Here is a 26,494-nt window from a genome sequence, read left to right as displayed (position 1 = left end):
CCTGGGGGGAGTCAGGATGTTCGATAAATGTGGCTTGCCAAGCTGTAAGCCCTACTTTATCGAGATTTGGTGCCATAAGCTGTCCGAAGTATTGTTGTACCTTATGATATATGTAATGGATTATGATTTTGAAAAAACTAGCTGTAACCCGCTTGCCATGCGGGGCTGTATTAAAAAATTCTATTGGTGGTTTCACGTTGATCTGTGTGTCGGCACTGGTTCAGGCTGATACAATAAGTACAAAAATAGATCTAGATGGGCCCTTCCCTTTTAGAATGGAGGATGGAAATAAATATAAGGTGAATTTAGATGTTGGCTATCAGTTCGACTCCATTGAAAGAGTTTGTGTCAATGCTGAAACTAAAGATGGGGATGCTTTCTCGGCAGCTTATAGCGTGATGGGTGAAGATGCTGTTTCTGCTGCGCATCAATTGACGCTTATCAGTTATTCTGTTGATGATCCAACTCCAGAAAACCCAGATCCTGTTCCGCAGATAGGGAACATTGATCTCTGTGGGGATGGCGATAGCATATTGGCAAAAAATTTTCTCGATGGGGAGAGTGAGTTTACACTCTACGTGTCTGGCGGTTATGTAGACTTCTGGGATCTGGAGTTGGTTGTTGAGGGTGATGTTTCTGATACTCAGCTGGCAGTTGTACTTGATGAGCCAGCTGAATTCTCGGTCCCCTCCTACGGAGGACGGGTTAATTACGATGCAAGCATTCGCAATTTAGATTCTACGCAATCGCTGCTTACACTGGAGCAGTGGAGCGTGCTCAAATTCCCCAATGGGGATCATTACCCCATTCATAAACCCAGAGACGTTGTATTAAATTACTCTGAGGCAAAGGACTACACCCGAAACTATCTGAATATACCCGAGTGGTTTGAGGCTGGAGATTACGAATTGACCTGGTATGTAACCAATCCAAGCACCGGGGTTCGAGTGAAAGATAGCTTGTATTTTACTAAAAGCGCTGATTGAGCCTTCTTTTCAGTGTTTTAATCCTAAGAGCACTGCCGCAAGGTTTGTCGGCCTTGCGCGGTCCTCTAATCTTTGGTTGTAAGAGCTTTTTACCAACGTTCCATATGGCTGAAGCATATCTATGGTCTATCCCTAAGGGAGTTATAAATTGTCGGGCTGCTGGGACGTTCTTGTGTCCCAGTAGTCCCTCTGGGATTATAGCTGCGATCGAGAGTACCTATGCGTACTTATACTCTATCTGAGGCGAGTTGAAAAAAGCCTATATCTGTCAGTGATGACTAAGATATTAAACACCGTTTTAAATTTAATGGGAAAGGCACCCCCTTGGGCGGCCAATGTTGCGCAAGGCAGGTAGTGCCGGAGAGTGCTGTGTAGGGCAATAAATGATATCGCCATGGGTAAGTCTTGGGTGACTGCTATCGGAGGTGTGTCCACAGTATCTAAGGTGTCTGCGATAGAAGTCAGTCGATGGAAAACCTTAACCTGGGTAGTTGCCCCCAGCTTGCTTGACGCTAACACTGCGAGTGCAGCAACTGGCGATATTGCCGGTTTAAACCGATAGGTTAGTGGGGAGATTTTGGAGAGCGGAAGGTTGAGTATATCGTACCAGTTTCACAATCTAGGTGGTGCGATAGTTCAGATTGGAGCTTGAGGCGGCAGCTTGCAGAAGATTCTGAGGGCCAGCGGCTGACCGATAATGGTCCTTGAGATTTCTTACTGGCTTGAAAGGCGCTGCTCTTGGCAACAATTTTGGCGACAAAGGGTGAATGCAGTTCTGTAGAGGCGACCCCAGTGACCTCCTCTTTCTTGGGCAGTTTACTTTTTATACCATAGTGTTTTCATATGGGCTGCTGTCGCAAGGCTTCCTGTTCACTTTTAGGCCGGGTATATCCTGAGACTTTAGGACCGCCGCCATCTTCCAGTGCTGGCAATACGGATAGATCTACACCTATCTGCTAATTGTATTTTGTGCGTCTAGTCCCTAAGCGTTGATATTGCGGATCGCGCCTCCCTACGCTTGGGCCTGTAATAAGGTTTCACATGAGTTGGTGGGGGCCAATCTTGCATACAGCTTTCCTGTAGTGCTCCCCAACTCATAAAGATCATATCTTGCCCTTGCACTTCGGAACGATAGGGTTTTGTTAAGCTCTACCGCCAGAGGCGGCGCTTTATGATGTGTTGGTCAATGAAATGGGTGGCGATACTTACCTATTTTGTGTGTTAGTGCCAACTATTTGCTTATGGCATATTGTTTAAATTTGATAGGGGCGTTTAGGATGGTGTGCCGATTAAATTTCACTTGGCTAGATACGAGGCGGGCTAATTCTATAGAGTGGCGTCGATGAAAAGGCGAGCAGTCAGCTCGGGAGGTGTTCTACAAGCAAAAATTTCCTGACTATCAGTAGTGGAAGTTATTTAATTAGATTTGTTTCGATTGCAATGATAGAAAGAGGAGGTTTTTATGCTGGTTGGCTCCCTTTTCTTTTAGTGGTGGGATTGGAAATCTAGATTAAGTATTTGTTAAGAAAATTCTTAATGTTAGATGTGTGATAGCAAGCTGGGTTTGGTTGGTTTTTTTATTTCTGGATGAATAGTTACCCCCTATTAACAAAGGAAATCCCTCAATGAAAAACATGCTTAAGGTTGTTGTCTGTGTACTTGTTTCAGTGGTTGCTTATAGTCAGGTGTGGGCCATCGATATCCTTGCTCACAGGGGTGCATCAGGTGAGTATCCCCAGGGCACCGCTATAGCCTTTGATAAAGCTCTGGAGCAGGGTGCTGATATCTTGGAGCTGGATATACATCTGTCTAAAGACCATAACATTATTATCAATCATGATGCGGATCTAAAAGAAAATGTGGGGATCTCCGATAAAATTGAGGATCTGACACTGGGGGAGATCAAGGCTCTGGATGCCGGGTATGAATTTACACTTGATAGTGGCATTAGCTATCCTTTTCGGAACCAGGGGCATACATTATTAACGCTGAATGAATTGTTTGAGCGCTATCCTAATGCCATATTTAACATTGAGATTAAGCCAAATGACAAAACATTATCAGAAATACTTTGGCAGGTGATAGTTGATTACCGAATGGAGCAGCAGGTGACTGTGGCTAGTCAGCATAATAAGGCGATGGGGCATTTTCGTGATATTAGTGGGGGAGAGGTGAGAACCAGCGCAACCGTTGGCGAACTTGTAGAGGCTAGCCTTGCCTGGAGCTCTGGTTTTGGTTGGGTCTTCAATCCTGATTTTGATGTTGCCCAATTGCCGTACGGTATCACAACTAAGCCTTATGTGCGCTTTTTTCAAGGTAAAGGAGTTGCGGTTGACCTTTGGACCGTTAATGATATAGAGGATATTGAGCGCAGTATTTCACTTGGTGTGGACGGTATCATTGGCGATTACCCCAGTCGGATTTATCAAGCCCTTGAGGATGCTGGTGATCGTTAGCTTTCGTGATTCAGTTGCCAAGTAAAATTTCTGGGTGCATAAAAATAACCTTGCTGAGGTGATATGTTCTACTGGATAGATGATTGAGAAGAAGTCTTTTAGGTCAGCTTTTTGCTGGCCTTTTTGTTAGATTTTTACTTTTGTAAGGGAACTCATGGTGCCCCTCTGGGCCTTGAAGGTCACAGGTATTGGGTGCGTCTTAGTGTAGAACGCTCTCGCAGAGATATTATGAGGCTAATTGTAGCTGCCTAGGGGGCTTTTGAAGCCTGGGTACAAGCTGATTTTCTCAATTTTTTAATCTGTCGCTTCCGCTTGTGTCGCTAAGATGGTAAAACTATTAAGCAATGTTGGAGTAGGGATGTTTTCGGTTTTCATTTAATTTTTTAGGTTTCTAGTGTGGAAACTATGGGGGATCGTATGTACGGGACTGTCCTTTGCGCTATAGAGGCATCTCAAGAGGGTAGGTTTGTATTATCTAAGGCTGTAGAGCTATCCAGGAAATTTGATAGCAAGCTAATAGTTTTAAATGTGTTGCCTTACAGTTTCTTACCCAAGGATTATCAGCGAGAACTAAAGGAAAGCGCCATTCCAAAATTTGATGAGATTACTGCGGATTTTGGGATTGCTAAAAAAAATCGGGCACTTAAAGTCGGCAAACCCTATGAAGTCATCTGCAAAGAGGCTGAAAAAAGGGAGGTGGATTTGATCGTGCTGGGCACTCATTCCAAGAAGGGGTTGGGCTCTCTTATTGGCTCTACAGCGAATAGCATAGTGAACTATGCGCACTGCGATGTAACTTTGGTTAGAATTTAGCCTGAGGGTTAGGCTGTTATCTACACCATGTGATTCTTACAGGACTTTCATTAAGCCGGGCAGCTATAAACTGCCCGGCTTACTATTGACCGTTGAAAATTAGCTAGAGGCAGGTTGGGTCGGATACTCTGAATCCTTGCTCTCTGCTGTAGTCTCTTCTGCTGCGGGTGCGCTGCGCAATACAAGGAAGCCCGCTGTACCAGCGATAACTGACGCTAACAGAATGCCTGCTTTGGCCTGGATAAGCAGTTCATTTTGTGTGCTGAATGCAAGTTCGGCAATAAAAATGGACATGGTAAATCCAATGCCTGCAAGTAAGGCTACACCGACAATGTGCCGGAAATTTGCCGATTTGGGTAGCTGGCCCCAGCCCAACTTCCAGCCGATCCAGGTCGCACCTACAATGCCGAGTAATTTCCCAACGACTAAGCCGAAAATAACCCCAAGGGTAACTGGGTTAAACACGGCTTCAGAGCTATTGAAGCTGGCGACTGGAATCCCCGCATTGGCCAAGGCAAAGATTGGTATTACCACAAACCCTACGGGGATATGCAGTCGGGTTTCCATGCGCTGGAGGGGGGACTGAGCCAGGTTGACACCGTTGCTCAAACCCATCACGCGAGCTCTTAGATCATCGTTGGCGATAATCTTGTCGCCGGGGCGGAAACAGCGGTCAAAGCTGCGAATAATGTCTTTAACGAAGGTGCTAAATGCTACAGGGTCGTACTTCGGCTTGGCCGGCAGGGCCATAGCAGTAATAACTCCCGCGAGTGTGGCGTGAACGCCTGCGGAGTGGAGTCCGTACCACAGCAGCCCACCAACGAAGACATAGGCCGCAGATCGGCGAATGCCTGCGGCATTAAGCAGGCCCAGTACCACAACGAGGCAGCCTGATAGGATGAGAGCCGTCATATTGACTTGCTCTGTATACCAGATCGCAATAACAAGAATGGCACCCAGGTCGTCGACAATGGCCAGTGCGACCAGGAAAGTGACGACTGTGCGTGGCACTCGGTTGCCCAGTAGCGCAATACAGCCCACAGCAAAGGCAATATCTGTCGCCATGGGGATACCCCAGCCAGGCCCGGCTTCGCTGCCTGCATTTAGGGAGCTGTAAAGCAGGGCTGGCACCACCATACCACCAATAGCCGCCATCACTGGCAGTACTGCCTGGCGAAGATCTGAGAGTTCTCCTACGAGAAACTCTCGTTTCAGCTCCAGACCCACCAAAAAGAAAAAGATGGCCATTAGGCCGTCATTGATCCAGTGGTGTAGAGAAAGGGAGAGCATCCATTCCCCGGCACCGATTGCAATAGGCATATGAAGCAGATGCTTGTAGGCTTCCTGCAGGGGAGAGTTGGCGACAATTAGTGCGATTAGCGCAGAGAGCATTAGTAATATGCCACTGCTGCTTTGTCGGTGAATAAACTCTTCAAAAGGAGTGACCAGGCGACCGAATGCCTCCTCCAGTGGGGCTTCAAAAATCTTTCCTTTGCGAATTTTAAATCTATTTAAAACCCCTTTATTCATTGGCAAATATCCTCTTTCCTAAATAAGCCCTACGAAGTATAGGGCTATCTCTTTTAAATTTAGGCTGAAAGGTTACCATGAATCCTGTATTTCTACCTAGATTAAAGCGTGTCATTCTGTAATTGCCTGTAAGAGTATTGATAGGCAAAGCCCGTATAATTGACAGGGAAACTTTGCTGAAAATTTTATGGGGTTAGAAACTTTATTATCTAAATCTAGACGCTGTTTTTATCGGTAAGTGACACGGGTAGACCCCTTAAATTAGTGATTTTTTATTGTTTTGGGAGTCTAGATTTTTCTAGCCGTAAAAAGAACTTTAAGTCGGTTTTTGGCGAGGGTAAATCTAACCTCCGAAAGTGCCTTTTGCTGAAGATGGGAGAGACTGTATTGCCGCACTGGATTTCCTATTTGGTGATTTTGCTGTTGGCCGATCAGGGGTAGGTGGTGAAATTCCTCCTTTATTTTTTCTTTTTTTACTTTTAAACGATAGGTGCGGGTTAACTTTTCAGGGCGGATGTTGTGAGTAGCGTAGATCTTCTACGCTCGCTGCAAGCTAAATAAATCACTCACTCTCAAAGCTTAGAGACGATTTATTTCAACTCCTACCACCTGGTATATTTGGTATTAAAAATCTGTACTGCCACTTGTCTTTTATATGTAGATTGGCACTTAAGCGGGGGTGAGCTGAATTGAACTCCACTCCATAGGGGAGGGTAGGTTCGGTCTTTTATCCGGCGAGTTGTCTGGCAATAAGTAATGAACCTTTATTGCTTATGCACACAGAACTTTGAACTGGGTAGACATGTTCTAACAAGGGGCTTTACGCTTACGGCTCAAATGCTCGATAATTGGCGGCCATATCGCAGATTGATGCCAATGCTTACTGTAATAAAACGCCTTAGGCCTGCGACGTTGGGAACAATATTCAAAACTTGGAGTGATCAGTGACGACTACAGTTGAGCAAAAAGCGACCAATGTTCATTGGCATGAGGGTGATGTCACCCGTGAAAACCGGGCGAGTATCCTCGGTCACAAAGGTGTGACCCTTTGGTTCACTGGTCTGTCAGGTTCCGGCAAGAGTACTGTGGCCGTTGCTGTAGAGAAGGCGCTGGCTGCCCGTGGCGTGCTTAGCTACCGTCTTGATGGCGATAATATTCGCCTGGGTATCAACTCGAACCTTGGCTTCTCCGCAGAGGACCGCCAAGAAAATATCCGCCGTGTAGGCGAGATTTCCAAGCTGTTTGCTGATACCGGTGTGGTTGTTCTATCTAGCTTTATCAGCCCATACCGCGAAGATCGCGATATAGTCAGAAAAATGCACGAAGCGGGCGACCTTCCTTATATGGAGGTGTTTGTAGACTGCCCGTTGGATGAAGCCGAGGCGCGCGACCCTAAAGGTCTGTACAAGAAAGCCCGTGCCGGTGAAATCAAAGGGTTCACCGGCATTGATGACCCCTATGAGGCGCCAGTTTCACCGGAACTGCACTTGAATACCGCTGAAATGACCCTTGAGGAGGAGGTGGAGGTGATCCTTTCCACCCTTAAGGAAAAAGGTATTATCGCCAAAGATTAAGCGATAGACCTCAGGAAAAGGGAGATCACTAGATCTCCCTTTTTTGTTGCCCCTAAAAAATTTGTGCTGCCGCGCAATTCTCTATAGCTTCGGCTTCTCTTTAGAGGGCCCCTGGATAGCTTTGAAAGTTCTACCGGGGGGTATCAAGTTGCCCAAAGACCCCTTAAGTGCCTCTCGACGCCAACTGTCAGTAGCCCGGTATATCCGCTCATATACTCAAATTGTACAGATCGTGATATTTGCCGGTGGAGGCGCTTATGTCTGCAAGGATGGGCTGGGTACTCTCTATTTCGCTCTTTCTCCTGGTCGGTTTGGTGGCGGCAGCTTGGTATGGGTATAGCCAGCTACCAAAAGTTCATGGGAGTGTAGAGGCTCCAGTTCTGGGAATCCCGGAAGGGGTATTGGATTATAAGCCAACCCCAGCCTACTCCGGCCCCCACCCTAGAATGATGTCACGCCCGCCTGAATACTTTCCTTTTCCCGTTGGGATAGGTGAGGTCGGGCCGGTGGAGACGCTGTTTAGCGGCCCATCCCGCTACCCCCTCTATTGTGGGGAAAATAACATCACCAATAAGCAGCCCCTGGTCGATAACCAGAAAGGGGAGGGGGTGCCAGTCTTCGCCCTGAATGAAAAGGGGCGGAAGACAAAAGAGGTGATCGGATATAGTCGGGATTGCAGCCACGCCACAGAAGTGACCTATTTTTATCGCAGTAATGTCGATGGTCAGTTCCACTATCTACATGAAGCCAGAAGTGATATCGACAAGGTGACCGTAAATGGAAAGTCGGTGGATTTTATTATTCGCGTAGAGACAGGAACGATTAACCGCCACTTTTATGCGATAGCGGTATTAAAGGGAGAGGGGGAGTCGGCAGCCAGGCCAAGCGGCAGCAACTGGAATAAGCGGTTAATTTATCAGTTTCGCGGTGGTGTAGGCATTGGAGGGCGCCAGGGAAAGATCAATAAAGGCGATATTACCACGCGGCGCATGGATGAGCTTGCCCGGGGTTACGCTGTTGTCTATTCGACCGCCAATCAAACTAGAAATCACTACAATATGTGGCTGGCGGAAGACACGGCCCGACGCGTTAAAAAGCAGTTTGAATCGCTGTATGGGGAGCCGATGTATACCGTTGGTATTGGCGGATCGGGTGGCGCGATCCAGCAGTATTTGTTTGCACAGAATGCTCCCGGTCTCTTGGATGCGGCGATACCTCTCTACTCTTACCCGGACATGGTGTCTCAAACGATTTATGCTTTCGATTGTGAACCATTAGAGTATTTCTTTGACATTGTGGACAGTGCCAATCAGCGCTGGAAAAGGGCGGAGGAGCGCACCGTTATCCAGGGGCTGGCCGCCAGTGAAAATGGCTCCAGTAGATTTGGAATGCTCAGATTTTTTGCCGGTATCTTTGATAGCCGCTATCGAAATGGCATTCAGGGGAGCACTGAGTGCGTGGAGGGCTGGAGGGGCTTGGTTCCACTGGTCAACAATCCGAATTTCGTTCACTTTGCCAAGAGTTTTGCCGCAGAGGTTATCCCAAAGGTACATTGGACACACTGGGAAGACCTTCGCCAATTTTATGGGGCAAATGCCTCAGGGTATGCGAATAGCGCCTGGGACAACGAGGGAGTGCAGTACGGCCTGAAATCCCTCGTGAGTGGTGAAATAAATATTGATACCTTCTTACGCCTTAACGCTGCTGTAGGTGGCTGGAAAGCGCCAGAAGATCAAAGTCAGGAGCAGTTGTGGTTTATGAACGGGAGTATGTTTCCTGTTCGATTGTCCCTTTGGAGCGAGCAAAACCTCAATATGGGAACACTGTTAAACCCGGCAAAGCGCAGTCGGGCAAGCCTGGAGGCAATCAATGGAATATATCGCTCCGGGCATGTTTTCCTTGGAGATGTAGAGATCCCCATCATTGATTTGCGCCACTACCTGGATAAAGAGCCGGATATGCATCACAGCTCTGCCTCCTTCTCTGCCCGCGAACGTATCCGGCGGGCCCGCGGGCATGCGGACAATCAATTGATATGGATGAGTGACAAGGACTATAACCCACTGCACGAGGCCCTGGACCTTATCGACCGCTGGGTGCAGAACATCGTTAAGAATCCGGCTAAGGGAGTGGTGGAAAATCGCCCCGACGACGCCAGGGACCGCTGCTTCGACAAAGAGGGGAATTTACTGGCATCTGGGGATGATGTCTGGAATGGCCTCTGGAATAGCCGGGCTCCCGGCAAGTGCATGCGGGTGTATCCGATCCACAGTACATCGAGGCAGCTGGCGGGAGCCCCAGTGACCGATGATATCTTTAAGTGCGCACTGCAACCGGTTGAGTTGGCCCTGGCCAAGGGTGTCTATGGCCCGTTTACCGAGGAAATTTCCAGCCGTGTGGTGGATCTCAAGAGGATCTTCCCCACTGGGGTGTGTAATTACAACGAGCAGGACCTTGCCCGGCCAAAGGAGCAGCTGATTCCCAGAGAGATACCGGTGAAAATTGCGGGGCACCTGCTCGACCCGGACTACAGGCAAGGGAAGGTGCTACAGGGGGCAAATGCTGAGGGGGTGAGAGGCGCTCCTGTATCTTTACCCCGCGAATCGAGCGGAAATTGATCATATAGGATTTTTGGCGCGAAAATTGTTGACAGAAAATTACAATCGGGTAATATTCACCTCGCTCAAGGGGGCACGGCCTCTAAGAAAAAGAGCATCGGGTGGTTAGCTCAGTTGGGAGAGCGACGGCCTTACAAGCCGTAGGTCACAGGTTCGACCCCTGTACCACCCACCAACTTCCCAAAGGGAAGTTTACTACCGAGGACCGGTAGTTCAGTTGGTTAGAATGCCGGCCTGTCACGCCGGAGGTCGCGGGTTCGAGTCCCGTCCGGTCCGCCAGACACAAAAAAGCCCTCACTTGTGAGGGCTTTTTTGTGTCTGTTATTTGGAGTAAAGCCTTTAACTTTCCTTGCTAGTCGCACTTCTTCATCTTTGAGCCGGTCTGTATTGGATAATGTCGGTCTTACACCTACCTTAGTTCCACTGAATTAATTATCTACTTGAGGGGGAGGCTAAAGCGAACTCTTGGGCTCTAGGGGGCATCGTTTGAAGGTATAGCTGTGCCTGGTGGAGGGTATTATTATTGCGAGTTATCTTATCTGCGGTGGAGGGGGGGGAGATGCTGCTTGGCGCGTTAGACCAGTTGGATTTAGGTAGCTTTATTGGTGCGGCAAAAAGTGTCCCATACGAAAGAGTGGGGGGGGAGTCTTTCCCGAAGTTGAGGTGTGGATTAGAAGGGATGACTTGATAGACCCTCTCATTTCTGGGAATAAAGCATATAAGCTCTTTTACAACCTGATTGAGGCGAGAAGGCGGGGTGCTAGTACGCTAGTTACCTGTGGCGGCGCTTGGTCAAATCATATTCATGCGGTAGCGGCTGCGGGGAGCAGATTTGGTTATCGTACGGTTGGGGTAATTCGGGGTGAAAAGCCTCCAAAGCTTAGCGCTACATTGTCAGATGCTGAGCGGATGGGAATGGTTTTACATTTTGTTAGTAGGATGGAGTATCGGAAGCGAGGGGAAAAGGATTTCTTTAGCCGGCTCGATCTACAGGCGGGGGAGAGTTACTTTATCCCTGAGGGGGGAGGTAACCTGTTGGGGGTTGAGGGTATACAGTTGCTTGGGGAAGTGATTGAAGACACTATGCCCGTTAAGTTTGACCAGATATGGGTGGCCTGTGGGACTGGCGCTACTTTTGCTGGGCTATCGCTAACCATGGACAGGGTTCGTGTTATCGGGGTGGAGGTTTTAAAGGCGGGTGATAGTATTCTTAGGGGGGTGTGTGAGTGGGGCTCCCGCCTCAGGTGTGCGAATAAGCTGCTGGATGTAGCGCGGGTTGATTACCGTACGGCGCTTAGAGAGTCTTTGATTGGGGGGTACCATTGCGGGGGGTATGCTAGGTACCCTGATTGGTTGAGGAGCTTTCATTTTGATTTTGAAGCAGAAACAGGTATCCCGCTTGACCCCGTCTATATGGTCAAGGTTTTTAATGGGCTTTCTGATAGGATCTCTAAGGGGGAGATTCCTATTGGTAGTCGCATCCTTGTACTCCATTCTGGAGGCTTACAAGGGCGACGCGCTTACATTAAGTAAGAGGGGTTATTTTGGCCCAAAAATTAGTAGGAGATAGCGTTTTTGGCGTACAAAGGCTACACGATTCGACTCAGTGTACTCTCTTCGGCATAATGGCGGCCCTTCTTGGGATGCTACTTTGCCGATAGTGGTTGTGTCTCGGTAGGGTTCATCAGTGGGTAAATGACAGTGAGCTGAGAGGTATTGGTGTCAGAATTTCAAAGTATAGGCCTGATAGGGCGGACTGAAAGTGACAATGCGGTCATTTCCTTGAGGCGCCTGATGGCCTTCCTTGAGGCTGAGGGATACTCTGTTGTACTTGAAGTTGATACTGCAAATGCTGTAGCTAATCACTGCACCCGTACCTCTTCTAAGGATAAGCTTGGCGAGCAGTGTGATCTTGTTATCGTTGTAGGGGGCGATGGTAGTTTGCTCGCGGCAGCTCGCGCCCTAGCGAAGTTTAGTGTCCCATTACTAGGTATTAATAGGGGGCGCCTCGGCTTTCTCACAGATATTACTCCTGACCAAGTGGAGCAAAAAGTTGGTGAGGTATTGTCCGGCAAGTACATGGCAGAAAGTAGGTTCTTGCTAGATATGTCTGTTTATCGTAGTGGGAGATTGATAGGGAGGGGGGCAGCCTTAAATGATGTTGTGTTGCACCCTGGCGAATTTATTCGAATGATAGAGTTCGATCTATTCATTGATGGCCAGTTTGTCTATACGCAACGATCAGACGGTCTAATTATCTCTACCCCTACTGGATCAACTGCGTATGCCCTATCTGGTGGCGGCCCTATTATGCATCCAAAATTAGATGCAATTGTTTTGGTCCCTCTCAATCCTCATACACTTAGTAGTCGCCCAATAGTGGTAGAGGGGAGTAGTGAATTTAAGCTTATTGTAGGGGATCAAAATATTGCTAATCCATATGTAACTTGTGATGGGCACGATCAAATAATAACTGAGCCAGGTGATATCATACGAATACATAAAAAGCCGCATCGCCTTACACTAATCCACCCTATAGATCACAATTTTTATGAAACATGTAGGTCTAAACTAGGCTGGCTTAGCTAGCGGTTAAGCTGTAAAGGGTATAGCGTGTATCAAGCATGGTGAAGTATTTAATTAATGATTTCTACTCTTACTGCTATTCAGCTTGCGAGTTGAAAAATGAAAATTAAATTTAGTTAGGCTTTTACACGTAAAGTAGAGGTTATGGGAAAAATGATTATAGTTAATCATGTCATGTCTAGTGACATGTATAGTGCAATTTTTGATGCAATATTGGGGTATTTTGACAACCTAAAATCAAAAGGGTTTAGGCATATAATAACTACTGAACCTGATCCAAGTGCAGATGTTTATCATTTTCATAGACCTAATTTAGCAGATAATATTCCAGAAAATTCTATATGTACCGTTCATCATGATTTGAATGATGAAGATTCATGGCTTGACAAGATGAGTTTTGTGCGGGCATATGAGAAATGTAAATTCGTGGTTTGCTTGAATTCTCAGCAGTCGCAAACCTTGAACGATTTTCATGGTATCTCGCATACAGTGGTTATTCCGCACGGTGTAAATAAACCATTGTTTGATCGTTTTACAGCAAGCGAAAAGCGCCTAGCTGCCCCAAAAAAATATACCCTTGGGGTTATATCAAAGCGCTATGGACGCATGGTCAAAGGGGAGTATCGACTATATGAGCTGGCAAAGCGTTTATCTCCCGAACTATTTGACTTTGTACTTGTCGGCGCTGGCCGTCTGATGGATGCCAATTTTTTGCAGCGGAGAGGCTTTGATGCTTTATGCTACTCATACCTTCCGTATAATTTAATGCCGCAAATTTATGCTGAATTAGATGGATTGCTAATGCTATCTAATTTTGAGGGAGGGCCTGCGAACCTACCTGAGGCTATTTATACAAAAACGCCAATTTTCTCTACGCCTGTAGGAATGGCTGTAGATTTCATTGATGCAGATAAAAGCTTGAATGGAGTTTTCTTGGAGGAGGGTTTTGATGGTATGGCTCATCAAATAAATAGATATTTTATCGAGGGGGTGGGAGCGGTTAGCTTCACCGATATTCCGGATTGGAGTGATATTGTGGGCCAGCATGAAAGCTTGTACTTGAGGGTTGCGAAAAAATGAGACCAGATGTTCTGATTTCAGATAAATTGCATATACATAAAAGAAACTTTTTTAGTCTTTTTAAATTCCTGGAGTCAAGTAATATTGCTTACAGAGAGTTTTCTGAGTATGATGAGTTGCGTAACAATACGCTTGAGACTTACTGCTCTTCTGAAAAACTTAGTAAGTATGACGATATTTTGCACAGTGATATTGACGTTAAGTTGTATAACCTTAAACATTGTGGAGTGTCAGTGTTTGAGATTGCTCGTGCGGAGTTGTTGAGTCACCTTGTGTATAAAGGGTTAACCAGTTTTTCCTTTTCCAGCACAAGAGAGTTATTTGATTATCTTTATTCCGGATTTTTGGATGAGATGCTGGCGGCTTATCGAGTGGCTATGTTTTGGCTGGATGTCTGGCGGGAAGAGCTGTTAGAGAGTAACTATAAGTTCGCGATAATATTTTCTGGGTCTTCGATTTCGGCTAAGGCGTTACTTTATCTATGTAGATTTAATTCAACGGAGCCGCTCCTGGCCGAGGGGTTCTTCACGGGTAAGCATTATTATTTGGAAAATAAGTATGAGCCAATTGCTAACAACTCGGACTTGAGGTTTGCCTCTCTAAGCTTCAATCCTGAAATTGATTTTCCTAGGTGGCCCAAGACCTGTGAATATATTTCTTCAGTAGGAGTTTTCAATAAGAACGTAAAGCAGCCAAAGGAAAAGTGCGATCTGCCTTTTGATAATTATTTATTGCTTACTTGTCAGGTTGTGAATGACTACTCTCTAATCGATTCTAGTAGGAAGCTTGTTTCAAGTGTTGAGTTGTATAAGAGGATTATTAAAGAGGTCGTTGAGGAAACTAATTTTAACCTGATAGTCAAGGTGCACCCTTGGGAAAGAAATAAAACAGAGAGCCGCTCCCCGGTTACGTTTGATGCACTAAGTCAGTATTTAGAAGGGTTTAATCCTCAGCAATCAAAAAGGGTTTTCCTGACAGAGGATAGCAACCTTTCACATTTGATCTCAAACTCTATTACTACAATGACCCTATGCTCACAATCGGGTTTGGAGGCATGCTTTTTAGGGAAGAAACCGATTACAATAGGGGGAGCCTTTTACTCAAATAAAGGGTTTACCTATGATGTCGAGTCACCAGTGATGCTGGGTGAGTTGCTGAATAATAATTTTGATAGCGAGTTAACTCTGATAGAGTTTAATAAATATATTGCATTTATGAATCACAGTTTATGTGATCATTTGGTTCGGAGCGATTGCGATGTGTTTAATCGACTCCCTGTAATATTGGCTGGGTGTAAAGCGACTTCTCAAGTTGGTGGCGTCGGAGTAGGCACCTTTAAATACGAGATGGAGCAGGCTTTTCTCAAGAGAAATCTACTTAAGGCAGTTGAAAACCCCTCCCAATTGGTTCGGGATTTTATGGTTATTTGTAGTCGGATAGGTCAAAAAGCTTGATTGGGTAGTGATAAGCCAATATTTTTGTTTGAACTTTATTTATCTGTAGGTGGTAAAAAATGAAAAAGAAGTTTCATATTTCATGTTGTGGCCGTAGTGGCAGCAAATATGTCGCAGCAGCTCTAAGGAATATGGGTTTTGCTGTTCTTCATGAGATGGGTGATGATTGGCCTTTCCCCAAAGAAAGAGGGATTAAATACATTGCGCAGAATAGAAATATATTTAGAAACTATGACGGAATTGTTGGTTGGAAGTGGTCTCTATTGACTCCTCGATATGCAGAATCATTTAATTTACAGTTCCATATGGTTAGGAATCCAATTTCTGCAATTGAGTCCGCTACAACCCATGCCGATTCACTATTCACCCAAGTTGAAAGGCATCTAGGCAAGGCTGATTTTCTTACTGGCGATGAGCCTATTGAGTTGGTGAGGCTTGGGCGGGCTATCAACTATTGGTTGAGATACAACTCTGAATTCGCTCAGGGTAAGCCAATACTTAAGGTGGAGGATTTTTCAATTGCAGGTTCAACTTTTGTAACCTTTTGCGAAATGGTTGGTGGCTCAAAAATGGCTGGTGAGTTGTTGGACTTTTTGCCAAAAGATGTTAATGCCAGAAAAGATGCAAAAAGGAGGGTTTCCTTATCTTGGGAGAAGTTGGATGAGCATTTCCCTCAGCAGGCGAGCTTGGTTCGGGGTATGGCTGAAAAATATGGCTACTCAGTAGAGTAAAAATATTTTGAGTGGTTATATTTCCCTATCTTCCTGAGGCTTAAATGGGAAAAGTTATCATACATATAGGTAGTCCGAAAACTGGGACTACCTCTATTCAGAGATTTATGTCTGAAAATGCTAAGACATTAACCAAATTTGGTATTTTGTATCCTGATGTTGGGCATGACGAATCATGTGGGCATACTTCATTTAGAAAGGCTTTGTTAAGTAAGCCTACACAAGCTATTGTTAACAATAAACACGAGTATAGTGCTATTTTTGAGCAGCTTGAGGATGATGTATCTTGCCTCCTTTCTACGGAGCTTTTGTGGACGATAAATCCGGAAAGGCTGTTATCGGTATTCCCCTTTTTAGCTAATCATGAGGTTATAGTTGTTTGTTACTTGAGGAATCAAATTTCAATGATTCACTCTCATATAAAGCAAAAAATTAAGAGCGGGAGAGATATAGGTAGTCTCTCGGTTTTTTTTGCAGCAAACTATCAACACTATGACTATTATGAAAAGCTTAGCAGGTGGGAATCGGTATTTGGTAAGGGTAGTGTGCAGGCATATGCTTACGAACTTGAGTCTTCTGTATCTATTGTTGATAGCTTTCTCAAAAAAGTTGTCGTAAAAAATAGAAGTGCGTCTAGTGAAGTAAGTCACGATGACGGGCTTAATGCTTTTACTTCAAGTGAAGGGATGTCAATGATGGATTATAGGAACAAATCCTTATCTGAGGAAATTGTTGCACTGATTCAGGCTATTAATAGTTCAGGTTATTCTGAGGAGGCTAAGTTTAAACTACGAAGTCTATTGATTTCTTGCGGGGATAATTTTAACGAAATTCCTGGTTTCAAAAGCGAAATATTTGATGAGGAAACTCAGTCCCTTATAAGTAAGTATTATAAGTCAAGTAACGAGGCTTTGTTGAACTCCTTTTTTAGTTGCGGGTATGCGAAAAAAGATTTAATTTCAGCGGGCTGGGTATTTAACTAACTTTTTCTTGTAAGTTCTTTAGGTGGATAGCGGTGAAGATTTGATCTGCCAGTTGCAGATTATTGTAGTGTGCTCTGTCAGATCGGCTTCACTTGTAGGTTTTCATGTTTTAGCTTTTTAGTGCCCCCCTATTGTGTGTGCTTGTAGTGCTTACTTTCTGCTTAACCTCCTCCTTAAAGACAAGTATAGTTTTGCAGTTAGTATAGATAATCTGCTATATGGTGAGGGTACGGCTGTTTGGTTAGCTGATCTGTTAAAGGTGGGAATACTTTTCTGTTTTTTTAATAAAAAATACAGCAAGGCATCGCTTTCATGTTTTGAACTTTTGCTACCACTTAACTTTAAAGGGGTGTCAATTTTTTGCTTGGGAATGGCCATAGAAGAATCAAATAATCCATTTCCAAGTGCGTATGTTGGTTTGTTGTAGATTAGGCTTTCCAATAGTACAGTACTATTAATACCTATGACTGCGCTGCATTCGGCCAGGAGTTTGCAAATAGGCGTCTCACTATCAAATGTGACTCTACCAGGGATGTTTTTTGTTTCTAGTTCTGGGATGACGGGATGAATGGGGTGTGGTCTTATTATAATCTTCTGTTTTTCATCTGTATTGTTGATTACCCACTCTATAAATTTGGCCATAGTTTTAAAGGGGGAGAACATCGTAATGTTGGTATCTGTTTCCAGCTGAAGCGGAACAAATATATAACCAGAGTCCTTAATCGCATATCTACCACGTTGAATGTGGTATTTTTTCTTCCAGTGGTTTAGGGTCTCTCTCTCTTTGGCTGAAATTGAGGGGGGGCATGTAAGGGCGATTGAACTCTCTGCATTAACCCCTTTGCTGTCTTGATAATAGGTCCCTTTTTGGGGAAACCAGCCGGCTTCGATGTAGCAGTATTTTTGTTTGGGATTTAACTCTTTTGTTAAAGAGATGAAATCTTGCTGGTAATGTACGAGCCCATTCCATAGGGTAATTAGATCTGGGTTGTACCCAGTGATAATATCTTTATATGCGGATTTTCTATATTTCTGTATTTTTTTTAGGGTTGCTCTGGGGGAGCTTTTAAAGAGTTTTCTTAGTGCCTTATTCCTTGGGAGGGCAAAAAAAGGAATGCCTGAATCGGCAATTATGGATTTTATGATGTTTATGCAGCAAATGCTGTGAGGATTATTCTGGGCGTTTCGAAAAAGAAGTTGAATCTCCTCCTCAACTATGAGGAAAACTTGATTGCCATTTTTTATTTCTTGTTGTGCGATAGCGCATATCTGCTCTGCCCGCAGGATGTCCGGCATTGGCTCATAAAAAAGTATTTTTTTCATAAACTTTTATTGGATTTTAATGATTGTTTTTCAGGGTTGTGCTAAGGGTGGGCTTTAGGGGTGAATAGATATTGCAGGTCTTCTCTGAGACCTCTGCTATAGAAAGAGGTTTTACTGGAGGCGCAAAGGAAGATGGGTTGCTTAGAAAGCTTTGGATAAGATGAGCTAGTGATCTTGAATCATTCATTGGGAATGTTAGCTTGGTTTCCAGTAGTTCAGCGCAGCCTGGACTGTTGCTAGAGATTGTTGGTATTCCTCTTGCGCCGGCCTCAAGCAGAACTTGAGGTTGGTTTTCAGGGCTGGTACTGGGTATTACTAGTAGATCCAGGGAGTCAAGGAAAGAGATAGTGGCCTTTTCATTGGCTTCTCCTGCATACTCTATATTGACGTTACTCTTAAATAACAAACTGGCATAGTCTTTGTCATGTATTTTTCCTGCGACACTCAATATAACGTTTTTGCATGCAAGTTGAGATATTGCCTCTACAAGTATGTGTACCCCTTTGTGCGGTGCAATTGCACCTAAAAATCCAATTTTAGTAAAAAATTTTTTCTCTTTCCTTTCAGGGGGGGGAGGCAGGAACCAGTCGGAGGAAAGTCCTGTTGGTAGGTAGGTGGCATTTTTAATTTTAAAGAAATCTTCTAGGCGAGACTTCCCGGTTTTGGAAAGACAGATAACCTTTTCGGCGTTACTTAAAATTTGCTGGAGAAGCTTATTCCTTTTAGGCCATTTGGTAATTCCGCCAAACTTAAAGAGGTTGTTACTGAGGACGGCACCTTGGGTTAAAGTTTTGAGTCCATTTCTTGTTGATAGCTCCCTAATGACTTTGTTTGGGTGTGTTGAGGCAATGCACTTTAAGCACTCGGTTGACTTTCTGAAGCCTGAGCAAAACCTACCATTACTTAAGGTTAAGGTATGTTTGGGGCATAACCACCAAAAATCAGTAACTGTAATGAAGTAAGGTAGCTGAAGAGCTCTTGCTGCTATTAGTGCATTAACGCCAATGTGGGCTGGATTAACCATGTGAATGATATCGGGTTGAATTTCACCTAGCAGATTTTTGTAATAATTTACAGATGCTCCGTCAAGAGTGCTCCATCCTTTTGTGGGAATCTTAACTAGTGTGGTTTTGCCTGCTGGCTCCACGTTGTGTGTATGTGTATTCTTTTTCTCTGGGTCGCCAGCTGCGATTATAATCTCATAACCTATATCGGTAAGTCCATTTGCTATATTCTTTATATACCTTTCTGTACCTTGGGTATAGCCCGGCCCATACTGCATTGTAAAAAATAGAATACGTTTAGTTTTGCAAGTATTAGCCATTGCTGCGGGTCTCTGGGAGAATTGGTATGTAAATCAATTTCTTACCATCATTATGGTCGAGTATTTCCAGAATTCTGGACATTCTTAAGCGCAAGCTTCTTCTTCAGTTGATTAACTTTCTTTTTTTGATGTATTGAAAACTCAAGTAGGAGTTGCTGTGATTTACCGATGATCAATGACTCTCCTGGCGCAAAACTGGCCGATAGCTTTTTCTTCGCGGGAGGAGGGCAATTAAATTCTCTGCTAATTCGTTTAAATATGATGTTTGATATAGCTAAAGCCATGTGCCTTTTAAGGCGGCTAGTAACAGGTCGCTTCATCGCTTGCCCATATTTTTGGGTCATTATCTCAGAGAATTGATGCCTTATAGAGGGGCGTTTGGTGGCTGCAAAAGAGGACATTGTGAAGATTGTATATATATCGGGAGTTATATTTTTTTTGCGAGGGGTTTGTTTTAAATTTTCAGTCTGTGAAGAAAGGCCCAGCGTGCTCATAAAATCTGACACTAAACTTCCATCTACCCACTGAGACTCACAGTAGGGGCGTACATATAGATTTTCTTTGCCAAATACTTTTGCCCACCTAAATACGAATAGAGGTTTCAGTCCAGAAATGTAAACCCAGGAATTAAATATTGCTGGAAGCCATTTTAATTTTCGATATAGGCGAAAGAAATCAACCGTTGATTTGCAGCTTTTGAGCTGCTGCATGGCGCCTGACTCTAGATATTCGTCAGACTTTCTTATATATGCAATTATTTTGACCTCGTGATCATGTAGCCAATTTTTGAGTTGTAGAATATCTGCTTCGCTAATCCCGCAAAGCATTTCAGAACTAAGAATTATACTCTCACTAGAACCTTTCAATTGTTGCTCAAAAGTCTGCCAGCCCGGCCCTTTCTTTCCTGACAAGAGTTCTCTCGCTAGAACTTCCTGATGTGGTGATCTTTCCAGTTGGGGGTAGAGTATCCCGGACCTCCTTAGCGCTTTTCGGCTTCTGGACAAAGTGTCTTGAATAGACGTGGTTCCGGTTTTATCTGATCCTATGTGGACATATATCTTCATGTGGATTCAGTCTCTAAAGAGTAACAATCTAATACATGTTGAGTAGGGCCGAGCATCTTTACTTTACCCTGATCAATCCAGAGGACGCGGTCACAAAATTTCTTTAAAGTTCGAATTGAGTGGGATACCAAAACAACAGTCTGATCAGAACTAACTCGCTTTTTTAGCTCCTGGGATGACCTTTCTTTAAACTTTTTATCTCCAACTCCCAGGATTTCATCCAATAATAAAATCTCAGGGTTGGTGCGAATTGCAATTGAAAAGCCAAGCCGAGCCCTTTCCCCCGCAGAATAGGTTCCCACAGGTTGGTTCATTAGGTGTGTTATCTCTCCAAACTGCGCAATTTCTGTAACTAAAGACTTTGCGACGCTAATGGGTTTACCCTGCGTAACTAAAGCCATTACAGTATTATCGTAGCCGCTTAGGTTTTTATTAAAACCCAGGTTTAGAGATAGTAGTTGAGATCTCAATCCTTTGGATCGAGAAATATGGCCCTTGTCAGGTTTGATGATGCCTGCTAGAAGTTTCAGAAGAGTTGATTTCCCTGCTCCATTGCGACCAATCACACCAAGAGTTTCACCCTTGAATAGCTCAAAATTAAGGTTTTCAAGGACATATTCCTTCTTGGAGAAGGGAGTTAAACGCCTACGAAAGCCGACGCCAACCCCATTGAAGGTGAGTACTTTATCTTTCATATGAGCCTCCTTGGGTAATGCTTATCAAATTTTTGTAAAATCCCAAATCCCAAGAGGAAGAACACTGCGGCGAAGCAATATGGGTATATAAGATCTGCGCTATCTAAATTTTCACCGCGTATAATGATGGCGCGATAGCTATCAAAGATGCTGACAAAGGGATTGAAGTGTAAAATTTCTTGAATTGCTTCTGGGCGGCTGTTGATATCAAAAAATATACCAGAGGTAAATAAGATGGTTGTCATTCCGAGGCCAATAATGTGCTTCGTATCTGGAACCAGGGGTACAATGGCAGCTGCCATAAAGCTAAGCCCCAAGGTGATAAATAGCTGACAAGCTACAATTGGCAACAAAAATACCCAGTTCAGACTCGGGTTAAAGCCGCTAAGTATAAAAAACAAACATAAAAGCGGAAAGACAATTGAAAAGCGCAAAAGTATGGATAGGTTTACAATAGTTGGGAATATCCACTTAGGTAGATAGAACTGATTAAGAATACCCTTGTTGCTACTAATCGAGGTTCCGCTACCAGTTATTGCAGAGGATGTCCACTTGAAAGGAATGAGTGCACACAGCAAGAAATAGAGAAAGTCTGCACCTTTACCGCCACCTTTAAGCCCTGTAGAAAAGGCAACAAAAAAAAGTGCAGCCAAAAGGATGGGTTCAAGCACCCACCAAAGTGACCCGAGGTAGGAGTTTTCGGAGTCAGCTTTGAGCGCCCCAATACCACGTATCCAAATAATACTTAAATAATTTTTTAACATCTAAAGAATAGCTCGTTCTTTCAGAGTGTCCCAGGGGTAGAAATCTAATAGTTTTGTCAGCATGTATAGCGCGCTGCTGTTGTCATATCAGAGTTCCATTGTTAATCTTGGAAGAATGTAAAAATATACAATATTTTGTTTAAAAACAGTAGCCTACAGGTGTAAGTTATAGCTTGCGGGTTGGTGTTGGTTGGGTGGTCATGATTTATGGCGGTGATCTGTGGGTAGACTTATAGAAGCTAGGGGGGATGAGTTGGAAGCCTCAACTAAAATACTGCAGTGCTACCGTACATTTTTTCCGGAAAGTCAAGGGGGGGTGGAGCAGGTTATTCTGGAGATTGCTCGTAGAACAGAGGGTGAGGTTTTAACCCTGTCACAGACACCTTGTGAGCAGTCGATATATTCAGGTGTAAAATACAGTGCCGCCAAAAGGTGGCTTTCTATTGCCTCCTGCTGCGTTGGCCCAGGCTTATTACTGCGTCTCCTCAAAAGATCTCCCGATATCCTCCATTTCCACTTTCCGTGGCCATTTGGGGATATCAGTTACTTGCTGGCTGGCCGCTCACGCCCTCTAGTCATTACTTATCACTCTGATATTGTTCGGCAGCGCTTCTTGGGGGCGATTTATAGGCCTTTAATGAGGTATTTTCTCAGTCGTGCTGATCGAATTGTCGCCACTTCTCAGGCATATGCAGATACTAGTGCCGTGCTATCCAACTATCGAGAGAAGGTTGAAGTAATTCCGTTAGGCATATCTGAGGGGGACTACCCCCTCTTAAACCACCAAACGCTTGATTCAGTCGAGTCGCGATTTGGCCGTGATTTCATGCTGTTCGTAGGTGTTCTTCGGTACTACAAGGGGTTGGACTACCTGATTGAGGCAGCAGCTGGCCAGGCATATAACGTTGTTATTGCTGGGAAGGGGCCAGAGATGGAGCGCTTGAGAGCTCTGTCCCAGGGATTGGGCGCTGACAATATTATCTTTGCGGGGTTCGTTAGTGATGAGGAAAAAGTAGCGCTTATGTCGCTATGTCGAGCAGTAGTTTTTCCCTCTCATCTACGCTCAGAGGCCTTTGGAGTTACCTTGATAGAAGGGTTGATGAATGGGAAGCCGCTAGTATCTTGTGAGATTGGGACTGGAACGAGTTATGTGAACTCAGATGGTGAAACTGGCTATGTGGTTAGGCCTGCTGACCCGGACTCCTTGCGTGAAGCTATGGATAAACTATGGCATGAGCCAGAGAGGGCTGTAGAGATGGGGCGGGCTGGGCGCCGTCGCTTTGAAGCGTTGTTTACCGCAGAAAAGATGGTTTCCTCTTATCAGCGGCTGTATCAGGATGTTCTCGAGCAGAGGGCGGGGGTCTAATGGCCAGGATCGCTGTTGATGCACGCCCACTTTCTGAGGCGACAACGGGGATAGGTCGCTATACCCGAGCGCTGTTCGATCGTATGTGTGAGAGTGAACATCATTGGTACCTCTATAGCCATAAGCCACTCATAGGGAACCTCCCAAACACAGGCAATATTACTGTTAGGTGTGGTAACGTTAGCTGGGGGAGCCTTAGCTCTCCATTTGCACAGGTAGTATTTCCGCTCTGGGCTAGGCTTGATCGTATTGATGTGTTCTGGTCCCCTCGCCATCACTTGCCTCTTTTTTTGCCTTTACGTACCTTCAAGGTGGTTACGATACATGATCTGGTATGGCAAAAATTCCCGCAAACTATGTCGCGCCTGGGTCTACAGCTCGAGCGCTGGTTAATGCCTCCATCATTGCGCTTGGCTGATAATGTGATTGCTGTGTCAGAGAGTACTGGAGGAGAAGTTTTAGATTCTTTCAGTTGCTCTAGGGGGAAGGTTGTTGTCATTCCCGAGGCCCCATTTCTAGATTCCTGCTCCTCTATAGCCACTCGAGGGGATTATTTTCTATTTGTAGGTACTCTTGAGCCGCGTAAGAATTTGCGGCGTCTGCTAGAGGCATACTGCCAATATACGATGCTTGTAGAAGAAGCTTTGCCTCTGAAGTTGTGCGGAGGTAAAGGGTGGGGAGGGGTGAAGGTTGAGGAGGTTATTGAGGAGCTGGGACTTGGGGGGCGAGTTGAGGTTTTAGGATATGTTGACGATAGCCAGCTCCCAGCTCTTTACAATAATGCTAGAGCATTGTTAATCCCTTCTCTCTATGAGGGCTTTGGGCTTCCGATTGTGGAAGCCTTTAGCCAGGGTACGCCCGTCTTGACCTCGAATTCCGGAGCAATGCAGGAGGTTGCGGGTGAGGCCGCGCTCCTGGTAGACCCTTTAGATGTTGAGGGAATGGCTAAGGCTCTAGTCAGGCTAACATCTGATTGCTCACTGGTAGAGAGTTTGCAGAAAAATGCTCTTACAAGGCTGGATAAGTTCTGCTGGGCTAAGTCCTCGGCTAAAACGTTAGCTGTGCTTGAGGGTTCCTATCAAAAGGGGTGAGATACTCATTGCGTCCTAATGATTTTCTTATTTTGGGTTTATTTTCCCCTTTTGTGCTCTGTTTTGGTTTTTTGTTGTGTTAGCTGTATAAAAATATCTATAACTTAACTCCACATTTTTATGTGGTGACAGCTCACAGAAAGCTTGAAATTGCGCTATCAAAGTCTGGAGATCGTCAGGGCCAAATTTATTCCTGGCTCTATTTAAGATGCTCAACCACACCGGGGTTGGCCTTACCCTCAGAGGTAAAGGCCAAATTCTCTGTAAAGCCCCATTTGACAGCGGCGATCCCCTTCAGGAGAACAGCGAGGGCAGGGCGCTACCCGCCTCACTGGACTCTCTTTCTGGTTGTGCTTTGAGTAGCGACCCCACAATTGCTTGCAGTTTATGGATGTCCAACGGGCTGGGCGGTGACCGGTAAATGGAGGCATCCAGCATGGCTTGGAGTTGTCCCAGCTCGGAGATGTGCAGCTGCCCTGCAGCCTCCGTTAAACTTTTCCCCTTTGCTTGTGGCCACTTTGCGTAAATCCATTTTAGCGCGGCTTGCTGGATATGGATGGGGTCCTCGCTTTCCAACGCTCTCTTAAGTGCGCTGGTTTCACGCTGCAAATCGGGAGCCTGGGGATTGATATTCGGTCTCTGTCGGGTGGATTTGCGTCGCTGCAAGAAAAAGTACAGTACCCACAGTAGGTGGGAGGCAATGGCGATAATGGCCAGGTTGCGCCAGAAGTGACTCGCGCTGCCGAGCTGTTCAGCGGGGGCTGTTACCTGGGGGGTGTTGGCGCTGATTTCACTGTTGTTGGTTGCTGGTGCAGCCGTACCGGAAACAGAGAAGCGGAATGCCGGCAGTTGAGTGGTGCGCTGCCGCTGGGTTTTGGTGTCCCACCAGGTCACAGTGATTGGGGGGAGTTCGTAGTCCCCGGGTTGTGTGGCCACGATCGCGGTAGTCTCTATGCGGCTTCCGGTAACTCCGTTGGGGCCAACTTGGTCCTCTTGCTGTGGTTGATCGGGGTAGGTTTTAAGGCCATCCACGTTGAGTTTTGGCAGAGGCGGTAGCTGTGCGGCTCTGAGCCCTTCGGCGCGGATATTTAGAATTCGGGTAATGGGTTCGCCCACGGCAAAACTATCCGGGTCCTGACTCCAGCTTTGCACTATGCCGAGGCCGGTGGCGGGTAGCCACTGACTGCCAGAGTAGTCAGCGGGCTTCGGCAGCACTTCAATAGACTTCTCCTGGGAGCGAAGCCGCAGTCGCTGGCTGTTGCGATTAAACAGGGAGAAGGGGTCCCTGCGCCCGGCAATGGCGACATAGCTCAGTGCGGGGATGCTGAGCTTACCGGAATTGTCCGGGAAAACGGCATAAGTGAGCTCATAAACCGCATAGCTGGCACCATCGAGTTTGCGCTCATAGCGCTGCTCATCGACTTTTTCCGCATGGGCGCCGGCAACCTTAAGAGGGTCGGTCGCGATGTCGTGTAAGCCGATCGTGGTATATAGGCGAACTTTTACCAGCAGTTGTTCCTGGACATAGACTTTTTCCTTGTCGAGGGTCACCTCTAGGAAAGCCTGTTTCTCTCCGCCATTGGGCCCGCTTTGGGCCTCGGTAACCGTAATGGGGACGGCATCGGAGATCTCTCCCTGGTAGTTAAAGGAAGGGATAAACAGTTTGCCTTCCCGCTTTGGGGCCAGCGCCAGCACCCATTCGACAAAACTCTCTGCGCGCCCATTAATTACACGGTACTGGTTGGACTGTTGGTGCGAGAGGATATCGAAGTCCTGCTCCAATAAATCAAAGTCCGGTTGTCCGCCGCTCTTATCCCCTGAGTAGCGCACACGCAAATTGACAGTCTCATCAATTCCAATTTTGTTCCGGTCTACCGTTGCATTGAGGTCGCTCGCCAAAACCGGTGTCGACACGCATAGGGCCGCCGCAAGAAGCAGCCAGAGAAAGACGTGGCCGAATGGGAGGCCGCCAAGTTTGATGCGATTGTTGATGGATACGTCCATAGGGTGTTTCGAAATCAGTGTCCTTGAATCCGGTGACATTGCTCTGCTGCTC

Annotated in this window: 20 protein-coding genes and 2 tRNA genes; 15 read left to right on the top strand and 7 right to left on the bottom strand. The window is 45.6% G+C overall.

Going from position 1 to position 26,494, the window contains the following annotated elements:
• The first annotated feature begins 128 nt into the window (after nucleotides 1-128).
• The 3 genes from ACJJIF_RS06815 (at nucleotide 129) to ACJJIF_RS06805 (ending at nucleotide 4,255) form a co-directional block, all read left to right on the top strand.
• Entirely contained in the window at nucleotides 129-986 is an 858-nt protein-coding gene (locus ACJJIF_RS06815; protein ID WP_444931481.1) for an RbmA family biofilm matrix protein, read from the top strand.
• A gap of 1,625 nt (nucleotides 987-2,611) precedes the next feature.
• Nucleotides 2,612-3,442, top strand: coding sequence for a glycerophosphodiester phosphodiesterase family protein (locus ACJJIF_RS06810; protein ID WP_444931480.1), 831 nt, complete (start codon nucleotides 2,612-2,614; stop codon nucleotides 3,440-3,442).
• A gap of 417 nt (nucleotides 3,443-3,859) precedes the next feature.
• The gene (locus tag ACJJIF_RS06805; RefSeq protein WP_444931479.1) at nucleotides 3,860-4,255 is read left to right on the top strand and encodes a universal stress protein; all 396 of its coding nucleotides are present in this window, start codon (nucleotides 3,860-3,862) and stop codon (nucleotides 4,253-4,255) included.
• A gap of 99 nt (nucleotides 4,256-4,354) precedes the next feature.
• Here the strand turns inward: ACJJIF_RS06805 and nhaA are convergent, their stop codons facing one another.
• A complete protein-coding gene (gene nhaA, locus ACJJIF_RS06800) occupies nucleotides 4,355-5,785 on the bottom strand; it encodes a Na+/H+ antiporter NhaA (protein ID WP_444931478.1) in 1,431 nt (476 codons plus the stop codon).
• A 944-nt stretch (nucleotides 5,786-6,729) separates the two neighbouring features.
• On the opposite strand from nhaA, the gene cysC reads away from it, so the two are divergent.
• From cysC to ACJJIF_RS06750, 10 genes are all read left to right on the top strand, one after another.
• On the top strand, nucleotides 6,730-7,359 hold the full coding sequence (gene cysC, locus ACJJIF_RS06795) for an adenylyl-sulfate kinase (RefSeq protein WP_444931477.1): 630 nt from the start codon (nucleotides 6,730-6,732) through the stop codon (nucleotides 7,357-7,359).
• Nucleotides 7,360-7,616: 257 nt separating this feature from the next.
• Nucleotides 7,617-9,977 carry a DUF6351 family protein gene (locus ACJJIF_RS06790; RefSeq protein ID WP_444931476.1) on the top strand — a complete coding sequence of 787 codons (2,361 nt, stop codon included), beginning with the start codon at nucleotides 7,617-7,619 and terminating at the stop codon, nucleotides 9,975-9,977.
• A gap of 99 nt (nucleotides 9,978-10,076) precedes the next feature.
• A tRNA-Val gene (locus tag ACJJIF_RS06785) sits at nucleotides 10,077-10,152 on the top strand.
• 27 nt (nucleotides 10,153-10,179) lie between these two features.
• Nucleotides 10,180-10,256 (top strand) — tRNA-Asp (locus tag ACJJIF_RS06780).
• 384 nt (nucleotides 10,257-10,640) lie between these two features.
• Nucleotides 10,641-11,510 carry a 1-aminocyclopropane-1-carboxylate deaminase/D-cysteine desulfhydrase gene (locus tag ACJJIF_RS06775; protein WP_444931475.1) on the top strand — a complete coding sequence of 290 codons (870 nt, stop codon included), beginning with the start codon at nucleotides 10,641-10,643 and terminating at the stop codon, nucleotides 11,508-11,510.
• Nucleotides 11,511-11,696: 186 nt separating this feature from the next.
• On the top strand, nucleotides 11,697-12,566 hold the full coding sequence (locus tag ACJJIF_RS06770) for an NAD(+) kinase (RefSeq protein ID WP_444931474.1): 870 nt from the start codon (nucleotides 11,697-11,699) through the stop codon (nucleotides 12,564-12,566).
• Between the two features lie 141 nt (nucleotides 12,567-12,707).
• Nucleotides 12,708-13,643 (top strand): glycosyltransferase family protein, encoded by a 936-nt coding sequence (locus tag ACJJIF_RS06765; RefSeq protein WP_444931473.1) that lies wholly within the window; start codon nucleotides 12,708-12,710, stop codon nucleotides 13,641-13,643.
• Nucleotides 13,640-15,097 (top strand): capsular polysaccharide export protein, LipB/KpsS family, encoded by a 1,458-nt coding sequence (locus ACJJIF_RS06760; RefSeq protein ID WP_444931472.1) that lies wholly within the window; start codon nucleotides 13,640-13,642, stop codon nucleotides 15,095-15,097. The genes ACJJIF_RS06765 and ACJJIF_RS06760 overlap by 4 nt, the downstream gene beginning before the upstream one ends.
• 59 nt (nucleotides 15,098-15,156) lie before the next feature.
• Entirely contained in the window at nucleotides 15,157-15,828 is a 672-nt protein-coding gene (locus tag ACJJIF_RS06755; RefSeq protein ID WP_444931471.1) for a hypothetical protein, read from the top strand.
• A 44-nt stretch (nucleotides 15,829-15,872) separates the two neighbouring features.
• Complete coding sequence (locus ACJJIF_RS06750) at nucleotides 15,873-16,811, top strand: hypothetical protein (protein ID WP_444931470.1); 939 nt, start codon at nucleotides 15,873-15,875, stop codon at nucleotides 16,809-16,811.
• A 150-nt stretch (nucleotides 16,812-16,961) separates the two neighbouring features.
• Here ACJJIF_RS06750 and ACJJIF_RS06745 read toward each other — a convergent pair whose 3' ends face one another.
• The 5 genes from ACJJIF_RS06745 to ACJJIF_RS06725 all read right to left on the bottom strand — a co-directional run bounded on the left by ACJJIF_RS06745 (nucleotide 16,962) and on the right by ACJJIF_RS06725 (nucleotide 21,981).
• Entirely contained in the window at nucleotides 16,962-18,134 is a 1,173-nt protein-coding gene (locus tag ACJJIF_RS06745) for a capsular polysaccharide export protein, LipB/KpsS family (RefSeq protein ID WP_444931469.1), read from the bottom strand.
• A gap of 16 nt (nucleotides 18,135-18,150) precedes the next feature.
• Nucleotides 18,151-19,458 (bottom strand): glycosyltransferase, encoded by a 1,308-nt coding sequence (locus ACJJIF_RS06740; RefSeq protein WP_444931468.1) that lies wholly within the window; start codon nucleotides 19,456-19,458, stop codon nucleotides 18,151-18,153.
• 50 nt (nucleotides 19,459-19,508) lie between these two features.
• Nucleotides 19,509-20,369 (bottom strand): hypothetical protein, encoded by an 861-nt coding sequence (locus tag ACJJIF_RS06735; protein WP_444931467.1) that lies wholly within the window; start codon nucleotides 20,367-20,369, stop codon nucleotides 19,509-19,511.
• Nucleotides 20,370-20,518: 149 nt separating this feature from the next.
• A complete protein-coding gene (locus ACJJIF_RS06730; protein ID WP_444931466.1) occupies nucleotides 20,519-21,217 on the bottom strand; it encodes an ABC transporter ATP-binding protein in 699 nt (232 codons plus the stop codon).
• Nucleotides 21,214-21,981: an ABC transporter permease gene (locus tag ACJJIF_RS06725; protein WP_444931465.1), complete on the bottom strand. Its 768-nt coding sequence runs from the start codon at nucleotides 21,979-21,981 to the stop codon at nucleotides 21,214-21,216. Before ACJJIF_RS06725 ends, ACJJIF_RS06730 begins: the two co-directional genes overlap by 4 nt.
• Nucleotides 21,982-22,201: 220 nt before the next feature.
• Between ACJJIF_RS06725 and ACJJIF_RS06720 the strand changes: the two genes are divergently transcribed.
• Together ACJJIF_RS06720 and ACJJIF_RS06715 are read left to right on the top strand one after the other, a co-directional pair.
• Nucleotides 22,202-23,347, top strand: a complete 1,146-nt coding sequence (locus tag ACJJIF_RS06720) for a glycosyltransferase (protein WP_444931464.1) — start codon at nucleotides 22,202-22,204, stop codon at nucleotides 23,345-23,347.
• Nucleotides 23,347-24,438 carry a glycosyltransferase family 4 protein gene (locus ACJJIF_RS06715; protein WP_444931463.1) on the top strand — a complete coding sequence of 364 codons (1,092 nt, stop codon included), beginning with the start codon at nucleotides 23,347-23,349 and terminating at the stop codon, nucleotides 24,436-24,438. The genes ACJJIF_RS06720 and ACJJIF_RS06715 overlap by 1 nt, the downstream gene beginning before the upstream one ends.
• A 294-nt stretch (nucleotides 24,439-24,732) precedes the next feature.
• On the opposite strand, the gene ACJJIF_RS06710 is transcribed toward ACJJIF_RS06715, so the two are convergent.
• Nucleotides 24,733-26,481, bottom strand: coding sequence for a BatD family protein (locus ACJJIF_RS06710; protein WP_444931462.1), 1,749 nt, complete (start codon nucleotides 26,479-26,481; stop codon nucleotides 24,733-24,735).
• Between the last annotated feature and the right edge of the window lie 13 nt (nucleotides 26,482-26,494).

It is taken from the genome of Microbulbifer regidiadema (SeqCode) (assembly GCF_052467605.1).
The sequence above is the reverse complement of the archived record's forward strand: the minus strand, read 5'-3'. Positions and strand labels throughout refer to the sequence as shown.